Origin of the sequence: Mycobacterium sp. (assembly GCF_050700595.1) — a bacterium.
GTDB lineage: Bacteria > Actinomycetota > Actinomycetes > Mycobacteriales > Mycobacteriaceae > Mycobacterium.
Genome location: NZ_JBOHHI010000068.1, coordinates 17,339 through 40,354 on the forward strand (window position 1 = coordinate 17,339; position 23,016 = coordinate 40,354).

25 protein-coding genes and 1 pseudogene are annotated in these 23,016 nt (G+C 63.9%); 18 read left to right on the forward strand and 8 right to left on the reverse strand.

Annotated features, from left to right (window positions below; genetic code table 11):
* Position 1: 1 nt before the first annotated feature.
* Positions 2–586, forward strand: coding sequence for a hypothetical protein (locus ACRDTL_RS06700; protein ID WP_431505928.1), 585 nt, complete (start codon positions 2–4; stop codon positions 584–586).
* A gap of 107 nt (positions 587–693) precedes the next feature.
* Complete coding sequence (locus tag ACRDTL_RS06705; RefSeq protein WP_431505929.1) at positions 694–1,080, forward strand: hypothetical protein; 387 nt, start codon at positions 694–696, stop codon at positions 1,078–1,080.
* Positions 1,081–1,159: 79 nt separating this feature from the next.
* Here ACRDTL_RS06705 and ACRDTL_RS06710 read toward each other — a convergent pair whose 3' ends face one another.
* Positions 1,160–1,576, reverse strand: coding sequence for a hypothetical protein (locus ACRDTL_RS06710; RefSeq protein WP_431505930.1), 417 nt, complete (start codon positions 1,574–1,576; stop codon positions 1,160–1,162).
* A 644-nt stretch (positions 1,577–2,220) separates the two neighbouring features.
* Between ACRDTL_RS06710 and ACRDTL_RS06715 the strand changes: the two genes are divergently transcribed.
* Positions 2,221–2,814: a hypothetical protein gene (locus tag ACRDTL_RS06715; protein ID WP_431505931.1), complete on the forward strand. Its 594-nt coding sequence runs from the start codon at positions 2,221–2,223 to the stop codon at positions 2,812–2,814.
* Between the two features lie 5 nt (positions 2,815–2,819).
* Here the strand turns inward: ACRDTL_RS06715 and ACRDTL_RS06720 are convergent, their stop codons facing one another.
* The 4 genes from ACRDTL_RS06720 to ACRDTL_RS06735 all read right to left on the reverse strand — a co-directional run bounded on the left by ACRDTL_RS06720 (position 2,820) and on the right by ACRDTL_RS06735 (position 5,236).
* Positions 2,820–3,527: a hypothetical protein gene (locus ACRDTL_RS06720; RefSeq protein WP_431505932.1), complete on the reverse strand. Its 708-nt coding sequence runs from the start codon at positions 3,525–3,527 to the stop codon at positions 2,820–2,822.
* An 82-nt stretch (positions 3,528–3,609) separates the two neighbouring features.
* Positions 3,610–4,056, reverse strand: a complete 447-nt coding sequence (locus ACRDTL_RS06725) for a hypothetical protein (protein WP_431505933.1) — start codon at positions 4,054–4,056, stop codon at positions 3,610–3,612.
* 125 nt (positions 4,057–4,181) lie between these two features.
* Positions 4,182–4,529, reverse strand: coding sequence for a hypothetical protein (locus tag ACRDTL_RS06730; protein WP_431505934.1), 348 nt, complete (start codon positions 4,527–4,529; stop codon positions 4,182–4,184).
* Positions 4,530–4,663: 134 nt separating this feature from the next.
* Complete coding sequence (locus tag ACRDTL_RS06735; protein ID WP_431505935.1) at positions 4,664–5,236, reverse strand: hypothetical protein; 573 nt, start codon at positions 5,234–5,236, stop codon at positions 4,664–4,666.
* Positions 5,237–5,711: 475 nt separating this feature from the next.
* On the opposite strand from ACRDTL_RS06735, the gene ACRDTL_RS06740 reads away from it, so the two are divergent.
* The 14 genes from ACRDTL_RS06740 to ACRDTL_RS06805 all read left to right on the forward strand — a co-directional run bounded on the left by ACRDTL_RS06740 (position 5,712) and on the right by ACRDTL_RS06805 (position 20,591).
* Positions 5,712–6,107: an SdpI family protein gene (locus tag ACRDTL_RS06740; RefSeq protein WP_431505936.1), complete on the forward strand. Its 396-nt coding sequence runs from the start codon at positions 5,712–5,714 to the stop codon at positions 6,105–6,107.
* A gap of 222 nt (positions 6,108–6,329) precedes the next feature.
* Positions 6,330–6,599, forward strand: a complete 270-nt coding sequence (locus ACRDTL_RS06745) for a hypothetical protein (protein ID WP_431505937.1) — start codon at positions 6,330–6,332, stop codon at positions 6,597–6,599.
* Positions 6,596–6,976: a type II toxin-antitoxin system VapC family toxin gene (locus ACRDTL_RS06750; RefSeq protein ID WP_431505938.1), complete on the forward strand. Its 381-nt coding sequence runs from the start codon at positions 6,596–6,598 to the stop codon at positions 6,974–6,976. The genes ACRDTL_RS06745 and ACRDTL_RS06750 overlap by 4 nt, the downstream gene beginning before the upstream one ends.
* A 271-nt stretch (positions 6,977–7,247) precedes the next feature.
* A complete protein-coding gene (locus tag ACRDTL_RS06755; RefSeq protein WP_431505939.1) occupies positions 7,248–7,538 on the forward strand; it encodes a WXG100 family type VII secretion target in 291 nt (96 codons plus the stop codon).
* 48 nt (positions 7,539–7,586) lie between these two features.
* Positions 7,587–7,883 (forward strand): WXG100 family type VII secretion target, encoded by a 297-nt coding sequence (locus ACRDTL_RS06760; RefSeq protein WP_431505940.1) that lies wholly within the window; start codon positions 7,587–7,589, stop codon positions 7,881–7,883.
* Between the two features lie 68 nt (positions 7,884–7,951).
* The gene (locus ACRDTL_RS06765; protein WP_431505941.1) at positions 7,952–8,788 is read left to right on the forward strand and encodes an ESX secretion-associated protein EspG; all 837 of its coding nucleotides are present in this window, start codon (positions 7,952–7,954) and stop codon (positions 8,786–8,788) included.
* A 33-nt stretch (positions 8,789–8,821) separates the two neighbouring features.
* Complete coding sequence (locus ACRDTL_RS06770; RefSeq protein WP_431505942.1) at positions 8,822–9,850, forward strand: MinD/ParA family ATP-binding protein; 1,029 nt, start codon at positions 8,822–8,824, stop codon at positions 9,848–9,850.
* The gene (eccD, locus tag ACRDTL_RS06775) at positions 9,850–11,331 is read left to right on the forward strand and encodes a type VII secretion integral membrane protein EccD (RefSeq protein WP_431505943.1); all 1,482 of its coding nucleotides are present in this window, start codon (positions 9,850–9,852) and stop codon (positions 11,329–11,331) included. The genes ACRDTL_RS06770 and eccD overlap by 1 nt, the downstream gene beginning before the upstream one ends.
* On the forward strand, positions 11,328–12,974 hold the full coding sequence (gene mycP, locus ACRDTL_RS06780) for a type VII secretion-associated serine protease mycosin (RefSeq protein ID WP_431505944.1): 1,647 nt from the start codon (positions 11,328–11,330) through the stop codon (positions 12,972–12,974). The genes eccD and mycP overlap by 4 nt, the downstream gene beginning before the upstream one ends.
* Complete coding sequence (gene eccE, locus ACRDTL_RS06785) at positions 12,971–14,503, forward strand: type VII secretion protein EccE (RefSeq protein WP_431505945.1); 1,533 nt, start codon at positions 12,971–12,973, stop codon at positions 14,501–14,503. Before mycP ends, eccE begins: the two co-directional genes overlap by 4 nt.
* A gap of 3 nt (positions 14,504–14,506) precedes the next feature.
* Entirely contained in the window at positions 14,507–16,360 is a 1,854-nt protein-coding gene (eccA, locus tag ACRDTL_RS06790; protein WP_431505946.1) for a type VII secretion AAA-ATPase EccA, read from the forward strand.
* A gap of 42 nt (positions 16,361–16,402) precedes the next feature.
* Positions 16,403–18,061, forward strand: a complete 1,659-nt coding sequence (locus ACRDTL_RS06795) for a serine/threonine-protein kinase PknH/PknJ (protein ID WP_431505947.1) — start codon at positions 16,403–16,405, stop codon at positions 18,059–18,061.
* A 110-nt stretch (positions 18,062–18,171) separates the two neighbouring features.
* Complete coding sequence (locus tag ACRDTL_RS06800) at positions 18,172–19,878, forward strand: serine/threonine-protein kinase PknH/PknJ (RefSeq protein ID WP_431505948.1); 1,707 nt, start codon at positions 18,172–18,174, stop codon at positions 19,876–19,878.
* 8 nt (positions 19,879–19,886) lie between these two features.
* Positions 19,887–20,591, forward strand: a complete 705-nt coding sequence (locus ACRDTL_RS06805) for a sensor domain-containing protein (RefSeq protein ID WP_431505984.1) — start codon at positions 19,887–19,889, stop codon at positions 20,589–20,591.
* A gap of 71 nt (positions 20,592–20,662) precedes the next feature.
* On the opposite strand, the pseudogene ACRDTL_RS06810 reads toward ACRDTL_RS06805, so the two are convergent.
* Positions 20,663–20,847: pseudogene (locus ACRDTL_RS06810) on the reverse strand (deazaflavin-dependent nitroreductase); the annotation flags it as partial.
* A 136-nt stretch (positions 20,848–20,983) separates the two neighbouring features.
* Here ACRDTL_RS06810 and ACRDTL_RS06815 point away from each other — a divergent pair.
* On the forward strand, positions 20,984–21,403 hold the full coding sequence (locus ACRDTL_RS06815; protein ID WP_431505949.1) for an SRPBCC family protein: 420 nt from the start codon (positions 20,984–20,986) through the stop codon (positions 21,401–21,403).
* Positions 21,404–21,411: 8 nt separating this feature from the next.
* Here the strand turns inward: ACRDTL_RS06815 and ACRDTL_RS06820 are convergent, their stop codons facing one another.
* Entirely contained in the window at positions 21,412–22,527 is a 1,116-nt protein-coding gene (locus ACRDTL_RS06820) for a MinD/ParA family ATP-binding protein (RefSeq protein ID WP_431505950.1), read from the reverse strand.
* A gap of 104 nt (positions 22,528–22,631) precedes the next feature.
* The gene (locus ACRDTL_RS06825) at positions 22,632–23,015 is read right to left on the reverse strand and encodes a nuclear transport factor 2 family protein (protein WP_431505951.1); all 384 of its coding nucleotides are present in this window, start codon (positions 23,013–23,015) and stop codon (positions 22,632–22,634) included.
* Between the last annotated feature and the right edge of the window lies 1 nt (position 23,016).

The window sequence follows — 23,016 nt, forward strand, 5'->3', positions numbered from 1 at the left end:
CATGACTGCACCCTTCAATTCCAGCGCCGTGTCGTCCTTGGCGGAAGTGATCGCTGCGCAGAGCGGAGGACTGACTTTCGTGCCGCAGGCGCACCTGCGACTCTGGCTACCCGATCTCACCGTGCCGCCAGGTTGGGCCGCGGGCAGCATCAACGACCCCGCCGTGACGAGGGTTCTGGTGCGGCGACTCGGTAGCGGCCACCACTGGGATGGCTGCGAAGTCCTCAACGTCTACCGGGTGCCCGGCACGGTGCCCGAAACAATAGTGCTGAACAATGCCGACCGCACCTTGCGCGACAGCGGAGCCAACGATATTCGCACGTACCGACTCGACGTCCCACCGTGTTACGGGGTGATCGCAATGCGTTCCTCAGGCACTCTGCACGCCGACGCGCGCACGATACATAGCCATTTCCACCACTACGTGATCAACACCGCTGCCGGCGGGGCGCTTATCGAACAGGTCGTTGCCGTCGGTGCTGAGGCGCTTCCGCGGCTGAACCGCGAGGTTGAGGACCTGATTGAGATTCTGTATCGCTCGCTGCTGACCAGCATTGAGCGCGCTCCGAAATCGCCCACTTTCTGACAGAAGGGCGCCTCTCAACCACCGCTGCTCGCCACCCAGAACACTCTTCACCCCCACCCAGATACCTATCATCGGACCTATCGAACACCGACCGTGCGGGAAGACCCATGAGCGTCATTCGCATCAACTTCCTGACTGAGTTCTATTACGGAGACGACGCCGTGTTGTTGACCATGGACGGTGCTGGCGTGGATCAGTTCAGGGCCGCGCTCAGCGACGCAGACGCTGACGGATCATCGCGACTGGAGCACGATGGAGTCACTCACGAATTCCGAATCGAGCCTGGCGCAGCCGATCTCGACCTCGAAGAGACTCACGTGGTGTGGCGACTCGATCACGTCAAAGCGGTCGAAATCATCAATGATCTGGCTGTTCTGAGCGAAAAGGGCCGCGACGGCCATCAATACGTCGACATTTCCACGCCCGCCCAAACGCTGGTTGTGTCCCGCGACGAATATGTCGACGTGGTCTACCCCTGGCTTTCACCCGCGTAGCGCTCGCTGTCGGATGACCTTGTACGACGGGGTCATTGTGGCCGGAAAACCTCTTGAACGTCTACGCTCAAGGAGTCAATCAACGAGGCTTTGTTGACTTTGACTCTGGATAGAGTTGCGAGAACTCCCCGTAAGCAAGCGGGCTTTTGTATTCGTCATGCGACAACACCAGCAATTCAACTGGGCTTTTTAGGTCATCGAAATATTGATGACCTGGTTTGCTACTATTCACCATCGGCGTCATCAAATCGAGCAACTCTAAAAGTTTGGCATCGTCGAACCGCCAGACAACCGTTTGTGGACCCAGCTCTATGTCAGCGGCGCCATCTTCTCGCACGACTTGATGTTTAATGCCATCGAATTCAAATGTTGTCTCACCGCTTTCATGCGCGGATCGCACCGCGGATTGGAAGATGCGGATTCCATCTTGATCTGTGTTCAAGAGGATCGCTGGGTCGCCCATATCCTCGAAAGGTTGCACGCGAAGTTTGGCCATCCTGGTCTCTTTCAACGGGTAGAAGATCGCCTATGTTGAGGGTACTGAAGCTGTTTGCGTCGTCAACTCAGGCGAGTCAGGTCTCGGCTACCGCCTCGCCGAAGCGATCCAGCACCGTCAGACATTCACAAAATCGTCGATCCGCTGCCACCCGGCGAGCGCAAGGGCGTCCACGTGCTTCCGACACCCGAGCAAATCGGGGATCTCTACAATCAGCTCACCCAAAACGCCACTCCACTCCCACCCGGCACCTACGGCAAAGGTTTGGGCAAGTGGGCGACACTCCCGGATGGAACCCGGATTGGCTACCGGCCGGACAATGAGTCGGGCGGACCGGTAGTCGAAATTTGGGATCCGGGCGACAACATTCCGAAAACTAAGGTTCATCTGCCAAAGGAGACACCAACGCCGGAGCCCCCTCCAGAACCTGCGCCGCAGCCTCATCCCGTCCAGCCGCCAGCAACACAGACACCCGCACCCGAGACACCCCTACCTACGCACAACGACCCGGGGCATCCTTCGATCCACGCAGACCCTCCGCCACCGGGCGTATGGGCGACAATTGTCGGCATACTCGGCGTCATAGGTGGAATCATCGGCGGCATCGGCGGCGGCATAGGCGAATTCACAAGGTGACGCCCGAGGTGAACGATCGACTTTCGACCGAACGGCGACGACTCGCTGCATTGTCGTCGGTTTCCGCCGCGATCGCCAGCGAAGTCGGCGACGTGGTACTGCTTCGGGCCGAGAGAACACCCCGTTGGCTGACAAACCTGGGCGTTCCGCCAGGCTGGGAGATCAGGCATTTGGTGGACCGCACAGTCGAGCCGTCGCGAATCGCGGTGTGTGGTCGACGACCCGACGGCGGCTCGGATGGCAGCGAAACGATAAGCGTGTTTAGGTTCACCGGAATCCCGTCTGAGGGTGTGGTGCGTAACAATGCCGACTGCACACTGCGCGACCTCGCTGCCGTCGGCATCATCACCGAAGCCGTCGACACGCCAGCGCTGCCCGCGGCGATAGCGATGCGCAGCAGTGGATACTTCGAAGTTGCCGGGGTGCGGTTATGGGCGCAGTACAGCACCTATGTCATCGGCTCCGAGACGCCGGGTGAAGGCCGACTGATCGAGCATGCGGTGTTCATCGAGTCAGGGTCTCAGGCGCGACTGAGCGGCGACGTCGCCGAACTCACGCGGGCTGTCCACCGGGCGTTGGCCACTGCTGCGGAAAGAAACTGACCTGCTTAGCTGCCCTCTGCCAAATCTCGGCTCGCCTCAATGGCTTCCGCGAGCTTCCGTCCTTTTTCGGTGAGCTTCAGCCAGCAGTAAAACCACCACTCCGGGTCGTCGTCGAATTGGTTCACATACACGTCGCGGATCTGCTGGATGGATTCATCGAGCGGGGCATCCCACGCGCCAAACCGGTGGTTTGGGGTTGCCAGATCGCCCAATTCGAACAGGCCATCGGTCACCAGCGAGCGAATCAGGTCGAGAACTTTGTCTTGGACGACCGCTAACGGCTCGCCTGGGTTTTCCTCTTTAACGGCCCCGTGGACCGTCGTGAGGGCTACCCAGTCGATGAGACCTTGTAGCAGGACTTCGTCACGCGCCGACATTACAGCCTCGCCGTCTGTATTGACATCATCAAACGATGGTACCCACAGATAGTGGCACGCTGGGCGCTGGCGATTCGGTCGCCGGCGGCGGCCGGACTGGGGCCGGGTAAGGGCAAAGTGCACGATCGTGCGACGGCCGTTCAAGGCGAGCTTTAGCTTAGGTGCGCGCCCGAGGCTACCTAACGTTTCACCCGGTTTTCCGTCTGGTTTCAGCCGCTTCGCCGACCCTCGGCTCGCTTCAAGGGCTTTCGCGAGACGTTGTCCTGCGGCGATAGCGATGCGCAGCAGTGGATACTTCGAAGTTGCCGGGGTGCGGTTATGGGCGCAGTACAGCACCTATGTCCTCGGCTCCACCGAGCCTTCTCAGGGCAGGCTGATCGAGCATACGGTGTTTACTGAGTCGAATTGTCTGCCGCGACTAAGCGACGACGTCACTCACCTCACCCACGTCGTCTACCAAGCGTTTGTTAGTGCAGCAGCTTGAGGCTGGCTCAGTCAGTTGGGTGTGCTCAGATTGCCGCCGCGACTCGATGTCCTCCGCCACCTGCCATCCTTTTTCGGTAATCGCCAGCCAGCTGTAGAACCACCACTCTGCGTCGTCATCGAAATTGGTTGTGTATACGTCACGGATCCGCTGAATCGACTCAGCGAGTGGTGTATCCCAAGCCTCAAAACGAGAACTCTCGTTCAGCTCACCGACTACGTACAAGCCGTCGCTCACTAGCGATCGGATGAGCTCGAGAACTGTGTCCTGGATGACCGACAAGGGCTGGCCCGCGTTTTCCTCGGCAACAATCGAGTGGATCCGCTCAAGCGCCACCCAGTCGATGAGACCGCGGAGCAGAACCTCGTCACGCGCAGACATCACGACCCCACCGTCGGTATCGGCATCATCGAATAATCGTACCCAGATTGACGTGCGCGAGGCCGCCGAGGCAAAGATAGGGAATCTAGGTCCTCGGCTCTGCTCAGCTGTCCTGTGCCCGAATCTTAGCTTGCGGCAAGGGCTTTAGCGGCCTCCAACCCATTTTCAGTGGCATCTAGCCAGCAAAACCACATCCAATGGTTCTCGTCACGAAAGTTCGTTACGTACGCGTCTCGTATCCGCTGTATTGTCTCATCGAGAGAGGTGTTCCAGGGGGTGAAGCCGACATTTCGCTTTACGTCGCCCAGTACGAACATGCCGTCACTCACAAGTGACTGGATCAGTTCGAGCGTTTTGCTTTGGATAACTGATACGGGCTGGCCGACGTTTTCCTCAGCCACGTACTGGTGGATTCGATCCAGTTCGACCCAGTCAACGAGGCCCCAGCGCAGTACGTCCTCCCGCGCCGACATCACACGCCCGCCGTCTGCATTGCCATCATCGAACAATCCTACCCAGAGAGGCGCGAGCGTGACGGTTGTCGATCCGATAAGTGGCAGAGCTGAACGCGGAGTGGCGCAGGTTGTGGCTGATCGAGCCAACGTTTTTACTTGACACCATTATACGTCCTGCGCCGAATCTTGGCTTGCTTCAATGGCTTCCGCGCGGCCTTCAATCCTTTTTCGGTGGGATCTAGCCAGCAGTAAAACCACCACTCTGGGTCGTCATCGAAGTGGTTCACATACACGTCGCGAATCCGCTGGATGGACTCATCGAGCGGGGTCCCCCAGGCGCCAAAGCGGTGGTCTGAGGTTGCCAGATCGCCCAATTCGAAGAGGCCATCGGTTACTAGTGAGCGGATCAGCTCGAGGACTTCATCTTGAATTACTGCTAACGGTTCGCCTGCGTTCTCGCGCGCAACGCGCCTATGGATCCGCTCAAGCGCCACCCAGTCGATGAGACCGCGGAGCAGAACCTCGTCACGCGCCGACATCACAGCCTCGCCGTCTGTATTGACATCATCAAACGATGGTACCCACAGATAGCGGCACGCTGGGCGCTGGCGATTCGGTCGCCGGTGGCGGCCGGACTTGGGCCGGGTAAGGGCAACGTGCACGATCGTGCGACGGCCGTTGAAGGCAATCTTCAGGTGCGCGCCCGAGGCTACATAACGTTTCACCCTGTTTCCCGTCTGGTTCAGCTGCTTCGCCGACCCTCGGCTCGCTTCAAGGGCTTTCGCGAGACGTTGTCCTTCTTCGGTGCCTGCCAGCCAGCAAAATCACGGCCACGTATTCTGGTCGTCGAAGTTTCCACGTATACGTCCCGTATTCGCGGATCGACTACTCACGCGGCTGATCCCACGCGCCGAAACGATTGCTCTCGGTTGGCAGATCGCCGAGTTCGAATAGGCCGTCGGTAACCAGTGAACGAATCAAGTCGATAACTTTGCTTTGGAGGACCGCCAAAGGTTTGCCCTGCAACTTGCGGTTGATGACGCTCTCAGCTGTAGAGGCCATGATTTCAAAAGGCCAAGCCTGGCCCCACCTAGGTTTCGGCGATGAGGATCCGGATCCCGGCGGCCCCGGAATACTGTCCTGTCCGACGTTTCACTATCTGTACGTTGGCCGGCAATGACGTCACGCACGGGAGAACAAGTGGAATCTGTAGGTCTCTTCATGTCGGTGTTCTACGCCCTCAGCTTCATGGTCTTGACCGTTGTGCTCATCACGGTGAACTGGCGGGCTGCGAACGGCCGGCTTCAGCGTAACCAATGGGCCGGAATCCGCATCCCGTCGACGATGCGCAGTGATCAAGCATGGGTGGCCGGCCACCGTGCCGCGCTGCGCCTGACACCGCTGTACCTGCTTGTCCTCGCCGGCTTGTTAACCGCGTTGTTCGTCGCGGTGCTCTGTGTCTCGACGGGGGTCGCCATGCTCGTCGGAATCGGTGGCTTGTTCGTTTATGTCCCTGTTGCCCTCTACAGCGCGTTCGTCGCCAACAGGGCTGCGAAAGCGGCCGATAAATACCCTGACGATCGGTACCGGCAGTGAGCCACGCCAAACGTGCCGTTCTCCCACCAGCCGCACCAACCATTGCCCCGAAAGGATCAGGCAGCACAGGATTATTCACCATCACCGGGATCAGCTGAGACAAAGAGCCCAACAGCACCATGAGCACCGACCAGTCAGAAGGTATGGACCAACTGGTTCTGATTAAGCATGCTCGGGGGCGATTTGGTGCAACACCATGCAGCGTAGTGTTACACTTGACGTATGCCGACCAGTCGCCGCCGACACGCGATTACCGAAACGGATGACATCAAATCGGCGCTTGCCGCTGCCGCGCGCCGCTGGCCAAGGCTAGCCGGAAAACCCGGGCGGCTTTTGCATCGGCTCATCATCGAAGGCGGCGAGGCCGTCCAACAAGAACGCGAGCAGGCAGGCTGCAAGCGAGCAGCGGCCATCGAGGCCACCAAGGGTGTGCTGGCCGGCGTTTACGGACCCGACTACCTCACCGCTCTGCGTGAGGACTGGCCGGTGTGATCGTCTTGGACGCCAGCGTGCTGATCGCGCACTTCGAGCCGGCCGATGTGCACCACGACCGAGCGACCGGGTTGCTGCTGGCGCACCAAGCCGAAAACTTTGCGGCAAGTGTGATCTCGCTGGCTGAGATCTATGTCGGGGCAGCACGGGCGAACCGGATGGCGGACGTTGAGCGCGCTATCGCACGATTGAATGTCGATGCTGTGCCCCTGCCTGCCACCGCGGCGCGACGGCTGGCCGAGATCCGGGCAGCGACCAACCTGAAGTTACCGGACTGCTGCGTGATTCACGCTGCCGAACAGCACAATGCGGCCGTCGCAACCTTCGACACGGGATTGGCTGATCAAGCACGACGATTCAAGCTGCCTATTGCCTGACGGGCCTGAGTAAGTGGCGTGTCATCTCGGCTCCACACGCGACCGCGCATGATGTTGCATGAACTACGATGCGTGGTGGTGCAAATAGGGGTCGCGACCTGGCGGAAAAGAGCTAAAGCCTTTGCCCAGTTAACAGTGGTGCCGCTGTGACAGCTGGGTCCAAGAACGTGAAGTGTGCGACCACCTGGGCTGTGCCTACACTGTCCCCTACGTCCCGCCCGGGGGCACGAGCAAGGGAGAAGCAATGGTACTACTTCAAGTAACGCCGGACATGATGCGCCAGACGCAGCAGGCCATCGAAACCGCGCTGGAGCACGCGAACGTCATCGCCAACCAGTATCTGAGCAACCATGAGAACATGGGCGTTGCCTGGCAGGGTGACGGCTACCTTTCATCGGCTAACACGGCGATGAAGGTTCAGCACGATTTGGCGCAGGCAACCATGTGGGGGTCCAAGCTGGCGCAAGGACTCGGCAAGGTGGCGCTACTCATGGAGCAACACGAGATAGACGCGGCGCACAGCTTTGCGGGCTTTGCCGGCGACGCCGGAATCAGCACCTAGCACTCATTCGAGTAAGCACGCCATAGAACCCAGTTAGGACGCATCAATATGACAAGCTTTGGCAACATTCAATACGACCACGGCGTCGTCGACGACCTGGGCTCTGGTGTCGGAAACCAAGCGGCAATCCTCCTGGAGCACCACGACGACATCAAGCATCGAACTGACCAAATCGCCGGCTTCTTCCAAGGTCAAGCGCATGCGGCTTTCTATGAGGCGCAAATCCAGATGCTGCGCGGCTTCGAGGGCCTCATCGAAACCGTTGCGCAACACGGTCAGACGATCCACACGGTGAACGCTTCGGCCCACGCCACAGACCTGAGTTCCGCGAACTTCTTCGTCTGACGCGGCCGCAGAAATGCTGAGCTGGGGCGCACGTCTGGTGTGCGCCCCAGCGGCTTGGATAGACCTGCATGTTGACTACCACTATCGATGGACTGTGGGTACTTCAGGTGCTCGCCGGCCTCGAGGTGCTCGCCCCTGAGTTGGGGCTGCGGCCGGTTCTGCCCAGCTTCGAGACGGCGCAGATGGCGCTGGAGCATCCGATCGTCGCCGAACTGCGGGCTGAAGGTGTAATCGACGAGGCGGGGACCGTCGACGCCACGGTTGTGGAATGGCTGACGGTGCTCGCACGCCGCGACATTGCACTGCTCATCCAGGTCCACAACCCTGACATGGGGGAACAATCCGCCAGGGCGCTGCTGGCACGCTTCGCCCAGTGGTGGGTGGTGATGGAGCGGTCGGAAGAACTGGTCCGCATCGGCGGGGCCGGAACCGCTAGCGCCGAAGGCGCGGCCAACGCCGTGCTGACTGCGCAGATCGAGCGATTGTGCGGCACAAGCACGCCCGCATCCTTGCGGCCGATTACGCTCGATGTCGATGCACTGCAGTCAGGAGTAACCAGCCAAGAAACACTGCGGAAATTCCTGACCAACCAAGAACTGGACGCCGATCAGCTGCGGCTGGTGATGTTGGCCGCTGATCCCACGCGCTCAACGCAGTCGTCGATCGTCGCGCTACAGGCGGGGGTAGAGACTGGCCGGCCCACGCGGACCCACGTTGAGCAGAGCGTGCTGACCATCGTCGACACCCCGGAAGGGCGACTGGTCGGCGAGCACTTGTCGTCGGCGGGTAAGAGATGGATGGTCGTCACGCCCGGCACACCGAGTAGCATCGCCGACGCGGTCAACCGGATGATGCGGCGCCTGCCCGCGGAACAAGAATGGTATTCGTACCGAAAGGTTGTGTAAGAAGGATTTATCGAGCATGTTAGCATCCAAATAGTGACAAACCCGAAGAAGGCGCCATTGAATTCGACGGACCAACCTGGGCCAGCCCGGAGAGAAGCCGCCGTTTCGCGCCATCAGCAGCCCGACTCCGTATCGGAAACCTTACGCATTTCCGATATGGTGGCGCCGCGTAAAATTCCGCCCGGTTCAGGGTGGCGTAAGTTCGTGTATAAGCTGTCTTTACAAACCATAAACCTGGGCGAGTCACGGGCCGAGCGCCATTACCGTGAATTGCAGGGCCGGATCCGCCGTCATATCCGCAAGCAGTACGTCGTCGGAGTGGTCTCCGGCAAGGGCGGCGTCGGAAAGAGCACCATGACCGCATGCATCGGCGCGGTGTTCCGGGAATGCCGACCAGAGAACGTGGTCGCCATCGACGCGGCCCCCGGCTTCGGAACGCTGGCCGGCCGGATCGACGAGGCGCCGCCCGGCGATTACACCGCCGTCCTCAACGACACCGATGTTCAGGGCTACGCCGATATCCGGGAGCACTTGGGCCAGAACGCATTAGGCCTGGATGTATTAGCCGGTAACCGGGTGTCGGATCAGCCGAGACCGCTGGTGCCGTCGATGTTCACCGGGGTGCTGTCGCGGCTACGCCGCACCCACACCGTCATGGTGGTGGACACCTCCGACGACCTGGAGCACCCGGTGATGAAGCCGGTGTTCGATGCCTGCGACACCTTGGTGTTCGTGTCCGGTCTGACCGCCGATACCTCGCTGCCGGTAACCCGCGCTATCGACCTGCTCCGCTCGATGGGCTATCACGAACTGGTGTCGCGCAGCATGGTCATTCTCAACGATAGCCGCCATGAATATGACCCGGACGCCCGTACCTATCTCATCGAGCGATTCGCGCAGTCGGGCGCCACGGTGGAATTCATGCCGTACGACCCGCATCTGGCGAAAGGCGGGATAATCGACACACAACACGAACTCAACAAAAAAACCCGGCTGCGGCTATTCGAAATCACGGCGGCATTGGCTGACAAATACGTTCCGGATGCCGATAGGCCACGTTAATGGCGAAGGTCTCGTTCCCGGCACGCTGTGCGGTTGCGGTGGTATGTGGGGAACACCTCGTCTCCCAGGTCTACCCGGCGTCGGTGCCGGTCGAGGTGTTCGTCGAAAATATCGTCGAGCTGCTCAATGACGAACTCAAGCGCCGGGGATTGAGCGGCCTCGAAACGGGCGTCGGCTACGAGCTGCACAAGGCCAACGGCGTCCGGCTCGACGTCACCAAGACCCTTGACGAGTTGGGTGTCGAAGACGGCGACACCCTGGTACTGGTACCCACGGTAGAAGGTGACTCGTTCGAGCCGCAGTACGAGTCGTTGTCAACCGGACTGGCCCGAATCGGCAAGAAGCTATTCGAACCCGTTTCGACTGACACCGCCGCCCACACCGCGCTGGCGATACTGGCGTTGGTTTCAGCCGTAGTGCTCGGGCTGGCTGTGCGAAACCGCGTCGCCACGGACTCCCTGGTGCCCAGCGTCGTCACCGGCGCAGCCGGTGTGTTGGCCGCCGGTGGGGCGGGTGTGGTGGGGCGGTGGTGGCCGCACCGCGTCGACGTCCTCAGTGCGTTCGCCTGGCTTGCCATGCCGCTGCTGGCGGTAAGTGTGGCCGTGGCCGCGCCCGGAGCGCTGGGTGCTGCCCACCTGTTCATCGCCGCGCTCGCGGTCGCGGTGATGACCTGCGGGATCGCGGTGTTGACCCGGCGTCACATCAACGCGGCAGCGACGGTCGTGACGTTGTGCGGACTGGGCGGGGTGGTCGCCGCGGCTCGGATGTGGCGGCCGATTCCCGCGCAGTGGCTCGGGATGTGCACGCTGGTCGGCCTGCTGCTGCTGCTGACCTTTGCGCCGACCATCTCGCTGTGGGCCGCGCGGATCCGCCCGCCCTATTTCGGGTCGGTCACCGGGCGCGACCTGTTCCGTCGCAGCAGCGGACTCCCGGCAGATGCCGTTGCGCCGGTCGATACCGAAGCCGAGGAAGAGGCGACCCGGGACACCACCCCGCGCGGTGCGCAGATCGCCGCCGCCGCCAAACGCGCCAATCACGTGCTGACCGGAATATGCGTCGCCGCAGGTTTGGCGCTCCCCGCCGCGGTGTGGGCCACCTTGATACCGGGCCGAGGCCACAGCGTGCACGCGGCGATCCTGGCCGGGCTGTTCGTGCTGATCTTCATCAGCCGTGGCCGTGCGTTCGCCGACAAGCGGCAGGCCATCGCATTGGTGGGTGGCGCCGCGGGGGCGGTGTGCGCCGGCGTGGTCAAATACGTCCTGCACCAGCCGGCATCTTCGGGTGAAGCGGTGCTGTGGGGTGCGGTGGTGCTGGCCGGTTTCGGCCTGGTCGGTTTGGCGGCGGCGCTGTTGGTGCCGATCACGCGGTTCACCCCGCTGGTGCGGATGATCGCCGAATGGCTGGAAATACTCGCGATCATCGCCGCTCTGCCGCTGGCGGCCTGGATCGGTGGGGTGTTTACCTGGGTGCGCATGCGATGACCGCCGCGGCGTGGATGCAGCGGATCTCGCCGATGGCAGTGGCTGGGCTGCTCGTTGTGCTGTCTGCGAGTCTTCCTGTGGCTCAAGCGATTCCGCCGCCAAGCGTCGACCCGGGTCGAGTGCCCGCGGACGGCAAGCCGGGGCCTGATCAGCCCATGCGACAGAGTGCCATCTGCGCGCGGCCGATCACCGTGGCCGACCCGAACGTAGCCGTCACCGCGCCGGGATTCACCATGCTCAACATCAGCAAGGCGTGGCAATACTCGACGGGCAACGGGGTGCCGGTGGCCGTGATCGACACCGGAGTCAACCCCAGCCCACGGTTGCCGGTGATCGCCGGCGGCGACTACATCATGGGTGGGGACGGACTGACGGACTGCGATGCGCACGGCACCGTCGTGGCGTCGGTGATCGGGGCCGCTCCGCAGGGTGCCCCGATGCCCGCCCCGCTGCCCGCCGTGCCGGCCTTTCCGCCGCCGGCGGGGCCGCCGCGCGTCGATTCCGCACCGCCACCGCCGGGCGGTCAACCACCACCACCCGCGCCGCCGCCACCGCCCACCCCGGTGACGATCACCGAGACCAAACCGGCGCCGCCGCCACCGCCGCCACCTGCCGACGAACCCGCCAATGCGCCCGGTGATCCCACACCCGACCAGCCCGAGGACCCCGAGGTGCCGGGGCTGCCACCCGGTGCGCCCGACGGGGTCGCCGGGGTGGCGCCGCATGCGGTGATCATCTCGCTGCGGCAGTCGTCGCGCGCCTACGAACCCGACAAACCCACGCCCGGTGACCAGCAGGCCCGCCGGAAGGCGGGCACCGTCGCAAGCCTGGCCAGCGCGGTCGTGCATGCGGCGGACATGGGCGCCAAGGTGATCAACGTCAGCGTCACATCGTGTGTGTCGGCCGCTGACCCGCTGGATCAGGGTGCCCTCGGTGCCGCGGTCTGGTATGCCGCCACCGTCAAGGACGCGGTGATCGTCGCCGCGGCAGGAAACGACGGCGAGGACGAATGCGCACAGAATCCGGTGTTCGACCCGTTGAATCCGGCCGATCCGCGGGACTGGCATCAGGTCAAGACGATCTCGTCGCCGTCGTGGTTTTCCGACTTTGTGCTGTCGGTGGGCGCCGTGGACAATGCCGGTGCGCCGATCAGCAAGAGCCTGGCCGGGCCATGGGTCGCCGCCGCGGCCCCCGGGGTCGGGATCATGGGGTTGTCGTCGCAGACCGGTGGTCCGGTCAACGCCTACCCACCGTCGCGCCCGGGCGAGAAGAACATGCCGTTTTGGGGCACGAGTTTTTCGGCAGCTTACGTCAGCGGGGTGGCCGCATTGGTACGCGCCAAGTACCCGGATCTTTCCGCCCACCAGGTGATCAACCGGATCTTGCAGACCGCCCACAACCCGCCACGCGGTGTCGATAACCAGGTCGGCTATGGCGTCGTGGACCCGATCGCCGCGTTGACGTTCAATGTGCCTGCCGGTGAACGGGTTTCGCCGGGCGCCCAGAGCCGGGTAATCGTGCCGGCAGCGCCGCCACCGCCACCGGATCACCGGGCCCGCAACATGGCGCTGGTGTTCGCCGCTGTCATGCTGGCGGCGGTCGTGCTGGCGGCGCTGATCTCGCGGGCCCGGCGGGCACGATGACAGCCACTACAAAGCTGACGATCGTCGTCGGCGTTCTGGCCGCCGGACTACTCGGGTGGACCGCCGGGAGCTATCCCGGGGCGGCGGCGGGGCTGGTAATCGGCCTCATGGTCGGTGTGATCCGGTGGTGGCGCCAGCCGGTGTGGTCGTGGCTGGCGCTGTGGCGTCGCCGCAAGCGGCCCATCGAGCTCGACGAGCCCATCACGGTGGCCAACGACCGCGCTGGCGGCGGCATCCGGTACCAGGACGGGGTGGCGGTGGCCGCCGTGCAGTTGTTGGGCAAGGCGCATACCCCGACGTTGTTCACCGGCTCTACGTCGACATACACCGACAACACCGTCGACATTGCCGAACTGTTGCCGCAGCTGCGGCAAAGCCTGGGCCTGACGATCCAATCGATGAGTGTTGTCTGCGTGGGGGCGCGACGACGCAGCACCGGAGACTACCCGCGGGTGTACGACACGTTGATCGGCACACCACCGTATGCCGGGCAACGCGAAACATGGCTCATCGTGCGCATCGCATCGCTCGACAACGCCGAGGCCCTGCAATGGCGTACGTCTGCGGGTACCGCTGCGCTGGCGACCGCACAGCGGATCAGCGCGGCGATGCGCCAGCAGGGTATCCGGGCCAAGGTGGCGACGGCGACGGACATCGTCGAGGTGGAGCGGCGGCTCGGCCGGTCGGCGCTGGGCAGCCAACACCAACGGTGGCGCTCGGTGCGCAGCGACGCCGGCTGGCTCACGACCTACTGGTACCGGCCAGGCGACATCACCGCGGAGAAGTTGGCGCACGCCTGGTCGCTGCGCGCCGACGGGATCATCCAGAACATCACCTTGTTCGGCGACGGCACCGCCACGGCCACGGTAACCGTGCGCAGCGCGCAGCCCCCGACGGCTCCGCCGAGCGTGATGTGGCGAACCCTGCCGGGGGAGCAGGCGCCGGCGATTGCGTCCAGTGTTTGTGGACCGATGCCGACGCTACGAGGTGTACGACGCGGCACGCTGAGCGCTCCGCTGGTCATCCCGATCGGGCCGTCGGGTGTGCTGTTAGGCAAGGCGGGATCCGGCAACCGGTTGATGCTGCCCCTCGATGATCCCGGAGAATTCAGCCGGGTGCATATTGCGGCGGAAGACGGGTTGGCCAAGCGGATCGTCGTCCGGATGGCCGGAGCCGGCGAACGCGTCACCGTGCACACCCGAGACACGCAGCGGTGGAATAGTGTTCGTATGCCCGACATCGCCGTGAGCGCCAGCGTCCGGCCGATTTCCGGCACCACCGTGAGCGTCGTCGACGGTTCTGTGACTGCGGCACCGCGCCCGAACACGCTGATCTCGGTCGGCGAGCCTGGCGCGCCGTACCGGGGATCTGCGGACGTGGTGATCACTCAGACTGGTCCGGCGACGGTGGAGGTACGGGCGGCCGGCCGAATCCACAGTGTGGAGGTCGAGTTGTTCCGTGCCGAGAATCGGTACGTATCTTCGGAACCGACGACACTGACGACCCCTGAGCTGGAACCGGTGGACTAGACGATGGCCAGCAGTGCTACCACCGTTGCCGCCCGCAAGCGGTTCGACCAGGGCATGGCGTTGTTCGAAACTGACGTCGTCGCCGCACAGGCGCGGTTTCGCGAGGCAACTGAGATCGATCCGTCGATGGCCGACGCGTGGCTCGGCCGGATTGCCGCCGGAGACGAGGCGCTGTCAACGCTGCAGGAGCTTTACGCGTACGGCGCGCGGATGCACCGCGAAACCAATCGGCTCGGCGTGCAGCTGTCCGCGCCGATCAAAGCCGGGCCGTATCTGTCCATCTCGATGACCGAGTCATCGCATGCCGGTCTGGCGCTGGCCAGTGCGCTCATCGATGACGGCCAATACGAGAAAGCCGAAGGGCTGCTGAAGGATTCGACGCTGCTGGATAGTTGGGAGAACCACCAGTGGCTCCAGTACATCCGGGCGTACTTGATGTTCACCACCCAACGCTGGCCGGATGTGATCTCGATCGCGGCGACCATCTTGCCGCCGCAGGCCATCATCATGTCGGCCGTCACCGCGGCGACCAACGCGCTGGCTGCGCACGCAGCGGCCCATCTCGGACAGGCCCGGGTCACCCTGGACTGGGCGGACCGCGTCGAGCTGCGCGCCGACGGTGGGTTACGAAGCGAGTCACGTCGTCACGAACTGGCCGACACCGCGGTGACGGCGATCGATCCGAACGATTTCCCGCTGATCGCAGCCGATCTGGCGTATGTGCGCGGGATGGCGCACCGCCAGCTCGGTGAGGAGGACAAGACGCAGATTTGGTTGTCCAAGGCGACGATCAACGGTGCGCTCATCGAGCCGGCGAAGCAAGCGCTGGCCGAAGCCGCGCTGCAACTGGTGGTCACCGACGAGGAGACCATCAACACCCGCACCAACAAGTGGGACGTGACCACTGAAGTTTCCGAAGAGCGACGTCAGGAAGAGGAAAACCAGGAGCGCCGGACAGAACTGCTGGCCGATGGTCGTGCGCTGCTCGATCGCCAAGTCGGCCTGGCTGACGTCAAACGCGCGGTGGCCGAGCTCGAGGACCAGATCGAGGTACGCGCCTTGCGGCTCGCGGCCGGGCTACCGGTCAGCAACCAGACCAACCACATGCTGCTGGTCGGCCCGCCGGGCACCGGCAAGACCACCACCGCCGAGGCGTTGGGAAAGATCTACGCGGGCTTGGGCATTGTCCGACATCCGGAAATCATCGAAGTCAAACGGTCCGACTTCTGTGGCGAGCACATCGGCGCCTCCGGCCCGAAGACCAACGAGCTGATCGACCGCTCGTTGGGCCGCATTCTGTTCATGGACGAGTTCTACTCATTGGTGGAGCGACACCACGACGGCCGCCCCGACATGATCGGCATGGAAGCTGTCAACCAGTTGTTGATCGCGCTGGAGGTGCACCGGTTCGACTTCTGCTTCATCGGTGCGGGCTATGAGAAGGAAGTCGACGAATTCCTCACCGTGAACCCAGGTTTGGCGGGCCGGTTCAACCGCAAGCTGCGGTTCGAGTCCTACACCCCCGACGAGCTGGTGGAGATCGCGGTCCGTTACGGCGACCCACGGGCCACCGTCATCGAGCCGGCCGCCCGCGAAGCGCTGAACATGGCCTGTAAGACGCTACGGGCCTATCTGGCACCCGATGGCAGGCACGGTATTGACGTCATGCAGAACGGGCGGTTTGCCCGCAACGTCGTCGAGCGAGCCGAGCGGCTCCGGGACTCCCGCGTCGCCGCCCAGCACCGCAGCGACAAAGGCTCGGTGACGGTGGAAGATCTGGAAACACTACGCACCCAGGACATTACCGCCTCAGTGATCGACGCGTGCGCGGAAAAGCATGTGGCGATCCGGCTTTGACACCTGCGCTGTGGAGCGCTCCTCTCCCGGACCAGGTAACGCATGATCGCTATCGGCGCCATGGTGGCGGGATACCGCATCGAGGGGATCATCGGTGCAGGTGGAATGGGGACCGTGTACTTGGCGCAAAACCCGGAGCTGCCCCGGCGTGACGCGCTGAAGGTGCTTTCGGCGGAGTTGTCCTGCAACGAAGAGTTTCGGGCCAGGTTCATCCGCGAGGCTGACGTCGCCGCCGGACTGCAGCACCCCAACATAGTGTCGATCTACAGCCGCGGCGAGACCGAGGATGGGCAGTTGTGGATCGCGATGCAATTCGTCAACGGCACCGATGCCGACGAAGCGCTGCGCGTGGGAACCATGTCCCCGGTGCGAGCGATGCACATCCTGGGTGAGGTCGCCCAGGCCCTGGATTATGCGCACGACCACAAGGTTGTGCACCGCGACGTCAAACCCGCCAACTTTCTCCTCTCCAGCGACGCTCCCGAGCACGTGTTGCTCGGCGATTTCGGGATCGCGCGTGGCCTCGACGATGTCGGGTTGACGATGACCGGATCCATCATCGCGACGATGGCCTATGCGGCACCGGAAGTGCTGGCCGGTCTCCCGTTCGATGGACGTGCAGACCTGTATTCGTTGGGGTGCAGCCTTTTTCGACTGCTAACCGGGAAGACGCCGTTCGCCAGGGCCGGCGCTAACGGGCCTGCTGCGGTGATGATGGCGCATCTACATCAGCCGCCTCCGCGGGTGACAGACTTGGTGCCGGGGCTGCCGGCTGCGTTGGATGCGGTGATCGCCGCCGCGCTGGCCAAAAATCCCGCTGAGCGCTTCCAGTCAGCGGGTGAATTCGGCTGGGCGGCAACCGCGGCGCTGTATCATCAAGCAGCATCGGATGCGTTGCTGCAGGCGTTGCCCGGCGCCGAGGTGAGTTCGTATCCCGGGCCGGAGATACGGCCGCACACGGGGCTGCCGCGCTACGGGGCGCTCGCCGCGGTTGTCCTGCTCGTTGTGGCAACGATCACCGCGCTGATGTTGACCCGCGAGAACGGACACCAAAAAGCCGTGGCGTCGGCCACGACAACGGCACCGGCGACGACATCCACGGCGCCGCCACCCACGCCCACAGTCGCGGTGTCCGCGCTGCGTGGCCTGCTGCTGCCGCTCGATCAGGTCAAACAACTGATAGGCGGGATGAACCCGCAAATCTTCGACATCTCGGCCACCTGGGACCTGTCCGACCCGGTCGTAGAAAAGGAATGCGCCGGCGCCTGGGAAGCGGGTCAGGAGAAGGCCTACGCCACGTACGTCTACAAGGGCGTCGAGCTGCAGGAGCTCATCGACCAAGCCGATCCATTGAAACTCAACATGGTCATCCAGAGCGTTGTCGGGTTTCCCAGCGCCGAGCAGGCTCGGGGTGCGGTGGACGACCAGGTTCACCAATGGGACCAATGCGCCAACCGAACCATTACCTTGCAGTACCCTGGAAAAGTCCCGGCTCATGTGACATTCGGCGCACCCGCGACTGATTCCAACGGCATCCACATCATCAGCCATCAGCAGGAACTCGCCCCGCAGCAGCACTGCGAGCACGCGCTGACCAGCCGCAACAACGTCGTCGTCGACGTTAACGCCTGCAGCACCAAACCGGGAAACCAAGCCGTTGAAATCGCCGGCCAGATCGCCGGACGAATCAGCCACGCTTGACCAGGTGCTGACGGGCTCACCGCCGAAGTGTCAGCGGCTCACCTGCCGAGCCACTAGCTTTACTGAACGTGACACCCCCCACCGCGATTCGGCTCGGCGGTCGCTGACCCATGCTTCCCGTCGGTGCGGTGGTGGCCGGATACCGGATCGAGCGAGTCCTCGGAACAGGCGGCATGGGCACGGTGTATCTGGCTCAAAACCCGATCTTGCCACGCCGTGACGCGCTGAAGATCCCCTCTGCCGAGTTGTCACGCAACCAAGAGTTTCGTGCCCGCTTCGTTCGTGAGGCCGATGTCGCTGCCCGCCTGGACCACCCCAACATCGTGTCGATCTACCGCCGCGGCGAAACCGACGATGGGCAGCTGTGGATCGCGATGCAGTTCGTCGACGGCACCGACGCCGACGACGCGCTGCGCTCCGGCACCATGACACCGGCGCGGGCGGTACACGTCGTCGGCGAAATCGCCAAGGCGCTGGACTACGCCCACCGACACAACGTCGTGCACCGCGACATCAAACCCGCCAACTTCCTGCTGTCCGGCGAAGGCCGCGGGGTCGAGCACGCGCTATTGGGTGATTTCGGCATCGCGCGCGCCCTCGACGACGTCGGGCTTACCGCGACAGGTTCGGTCGTGGCGACGGTGTCCTATGCCGCACCCGAAGTCCTCGCCGGTGTCCGCTTCGACCACCGCGCCGACGTGTACTCACTGGGATGTGCGCTTTTTCGGATGCTGACCGGCAAGACCCCGTTTCCCGCGGAGGCAGGCGTGCCGGCGGTGATGCTGGCGCATTTGCAGCAGCAGCCGCCGCGGGTAAGCGAGCGAGCCCCGGGCCTGCCGGCGGCGATGGACTCGGTGATCGCCACGGCGATGGCCAAAGATCCCGAACATCGTTTTCAGACGGCCGGCCAGCTCGCGGCCGCGGCGAGCGCGGCGCTGCACGGCCACAGCAGCCAACACACCGCACCATGGCAGGCGATTCCCAGCGCGGAGGTCAGCTCCTACCCGAGCACGGCAGCCGCGAAATCATGGTGGCAGCCCGTCAAGATTACGAGGACATCATCGGCCCACCTGCCACCACCACGGCGGCGACGGCGGCGGATCCTCGCAACGCTGACGGCGGTCGCGCTGCTTGCGGCCGGTGGGATCACCGCGGTGTGGATGACGTTTCCTGGACAACACGCCGCGACGCAGTCGAGCACCACGACACCCGGACCCGCATCTGCAGCGCCACCGGTGCCGATCTCGGCGCTCAACGGCCTGCTGCTCAGCGCTGATGAGATGGACGCAATCATGGGCCCAAAGCTGACTCCCCGGCCGGTCCTGGATGGCATGAACGCGTCAGACGAGATGGCCCAAAAGGATTGCGCCGGACCGTACGCTCCTGCGCAACAGATTGTGTACGAAGGAAGCGGTTGGCAAGCGGTGGCGCAGCAGTCGTTTCAGGTGGTCCCCGTGACCGCCGATGCGCCGCCGATACTTGCAGTGCAGGCCGTGGCGAGTTTCCCAACCGCCGACCTGGCCGCTAACTTCCTCGACGGGCAAAAACCCCGGTGGGCCCGCTGCAGCGACGGGAAGCTCACCATCACTGTAAACAGCAAGCAACTGCCGGTCAGCTTCGGCAGATTCGCCACCACCAGTGACTCCATCCTGACAATTACGTGGAGCCCTCAAGACGGCCGGGGCTGGACATGTGCACGGGCTCTAATGGTGCGCAACAACATCGCCATCGACACCGATGCATGCCGCTTCGACAATCCCCAAGCCGCGGCGATCGACATCGTCCACAAAATCGCCGCGAAAATAGGCCCTCAGTGAAACCCGTCATGCGCCAAAGGCTTCTGCGAATCGTCGCCGCACTTGTCTGGGTTGCAGTGCTCGCACTTCCGGTCGCCTGCACCCACGTGGTAGCCGGCAGCCCAAGCTATGCGACCCAAACCCAGTCCGCCAACCTACCTTTGGTGAAAAACACCGGATTGCTGTCCTTGATGCTGAAACCGGACGAGATCGGCGCGGTGATGAAAGCACCCCCACTGGAGGTCAGCGCCATCTACACCACCGTCAGTTCGGTGCGCGGCGTGTCTGACCAGAAGTGTGGGGGCGCGATCAGTGCGGGCGCCGAGCCGATGTACCGCGGTTCGGGCTATCGGGCGATTGTCGGGCTGGGAATGCACGGTCCACAAGACCGAGTGGTCGATGAAGCGGCAGCCACGTTCGGCGACGCCGATGAGGCACACAAGTTCGTCGCGACGGGCATTGCCCAATGGGCAGACTGCGTCAACAGGACGCTGACGATAACCCTTCCCGGCCGGCCGGTGGTGAACTGGATTGCCAGCGGCCCCAGCACATCCTACGGCGTCCACGTTTTGCTCCGCAGGCAGGAGGGCGGCCAAGGCTATGTCTGCTCGCACGCGATGGCGGCCCGCTCAAACGTCGCGGCCGACGTTCTTGCATGCAGCTACGACGAGGCCCTGATCAACGAGCAGGCCGCTTCGATCGTGAACATGATGCTGGCGAAAATCCACGAATGAAGCGCATTGAGTGTGTGGGTTGTGACCGAGAAATCCGCAAAACCGCGTGCACAACCCACACACTCGACGCGTCAAATAAACCGGAACACCGCGATCGGGCCGCCAGCGCCCCGAATTCTTCGGCGGTGCCGTCGCGCACCATTCCGGACCGCTTCGCGAATGCCTTGCCGACCGGGACTTCGATCGGAAACGCCCGCAGTACTGGGCGTGCCTGTTCAGCGGTCAATTCGACGATCTTGATCCGGCGCCGGCGTTTGCGGCCCAACCGGTGCTGCTGGCCTTCGCGCAGCGACGGCTTTTTGCCGTGATCGTGCTGACCATCCACGGCGACCGCGTCACCAAAATCGAGGCCACCGCAGACCCGTCGGCACGCGTTGCGGCAAGCTGAGGGCATGAAATACGTCCGTGAAGAAACCGTGCACGCGCCGGCCGACCGGGTCTGGCAACTGCTGGTCGATGTGGCCGGCTGGCCCCGCTGGACCGAGTCGATGCGCGAGATCACCCGGCTAGACGACGGCCCGCTGGCGGTCGGCAGTCGTTCGCGCGTCACCCAGCCGACCGGCCGGCCCATGGTGTGGACGGTCACCGAGTTGGAGCCGATGCGCAACTTCACCTGGGTAGCCGGCCAGCCCGGACTGCGGTTGGAGGCGGTGCACCGCATCGAGGACGCCGGCGACCACGTGCGGACCACGCTGGAGTTCGCCGCCACCGGCCCGTTGGGCTGGCTGGCGTCGGTGCTGGCGGGGTCGCGGGTGCGGTCCTACGTCGACATGGAAAGCGCGGGTCTCAAGCGCGCCGCCGAGGCTGGATAGCCAAATCCTCAGCGGGCGCGGCGGTCTCGCGCGGTCTGTGGCCGCGACGCGAAGAAGCCGGCGACCGTCGCGGCGACCTGCAGGAACCTGCGCCGTGTCGCCGCAGTCAGCTCGTGGCTGACGTCGATGACCCCACCTGGTCGTAGGTGGGGATCGAAGGGAACCTCCACCACCATTTGTCCGCGGTCAAGAAACTGGCGCGCCAGCACCGAACGAGTGCGCTTGTCGGCGTGGCCATCCGAGTCGTTGAGCACCACGATGCTGCGTCGCAACAGGTCGGTAGAGCCGTGTGCGAATAACCATTCCATGGTCTGCGCGGCCGCCGAGGCCCCGTCGGCCCACGGCGAGGACACCACGATCAACGCGTCCAGATCACTGAGCGCCTCCTGGGTGACCGGCGCGTCCATCGTCGAACCGCAGTCGATGATCGAGATCGAGAAGTGACGGTCCAGCCGCAGTGCAGCTTCTCGATAGATCGCCGGATCGAGCACGCGCCGCGGACCGGCCGCCGGATCGCCGGCCAACACGTACAGGCCGGCGGAGTTGCTGCCCACGCGCGTGCTCATGTCAGCGAACGACCGGAGGTTCTTGTCCGCCGCCAGTTCCCAATACGAGCCGCTGGTTCGCGGGTCGATTCTGCTGCCGAGGCGGCCGAAGGCGGTGTCGGCGTCGATCGCCACCACCCGGTCCTGCCGGCGCAGCTCGGCGAAGATCGAACCCACGCTCGCCGCGACCGTGGTTTTGCCGACACCGCCTTTGCCGAGCACCCCGACCTTGTAGTTGCCGTGCAGGACCGATTTGATCGTGGCCCGGTATCCGGCCTCCTGACGTTCTTGCGCCGACGGGCCCGGGCTGATCAGGCCGAAGGTCACGATCCGAACGACGCGTCGCCAGCCACGGGCGGCCTGCGGGCGTCGCGGACGAGCGACGGGCGGCGGTTCGATGCCGCGGTAAGTCCACCCGACCGGCCGGGGCCGGGCCGGGGGGACGCCCCCAGCGGGCGGGGGCGGCTGCACCGGCGGGGGTGGCATCGGCCGGGGGTTCGGCGGCGGCCGGTGCGGCGGGCGGGCCGATGGGGTGCCGGGCCATAGACGGTCCCGCAGGAAGTCGTCGCGGTCGTTCATTTGCTCCTCGAGTGGACGTCTGGCCGGGCTATGAAGCCAGTATCGGTCAGCCGGCGACCCGGCCGGCAGCGGCCGGGTCCGTTGCCGTATGCCAGCGGAACGGATCAGGACCCCAGGCGCTCGGATGTCCAGTACTCGCGCAGGTGCGCGATGCGATCGCCCTCGAATTCCAAGATCGCGACCTCACGCACGAGCTTGCGGTGGCCCTGGACGAGATCGTCGAAGCGGGCCTCCCACTCGGCGATAGCGGTGGCGCCGTCCACATAGAGGCTGAGCAGCTCGGCGTGGATATCAGCCTGCTCCCCGGCGACTTTTACCCGCCAGTACTCGCGGATTCCGGCACGACCGCGGATCGGCTCCCCGAGCACCCGCTCGTGATAGGTCGCCTCGGGGGTGAAGATGGTGACAATCAGCTCGGGATCCTGGGCCATCCAGGCGCGCAGGTAGATATCGATCACCTTGCGGACATCGTCTTTCGCCAACCTCATC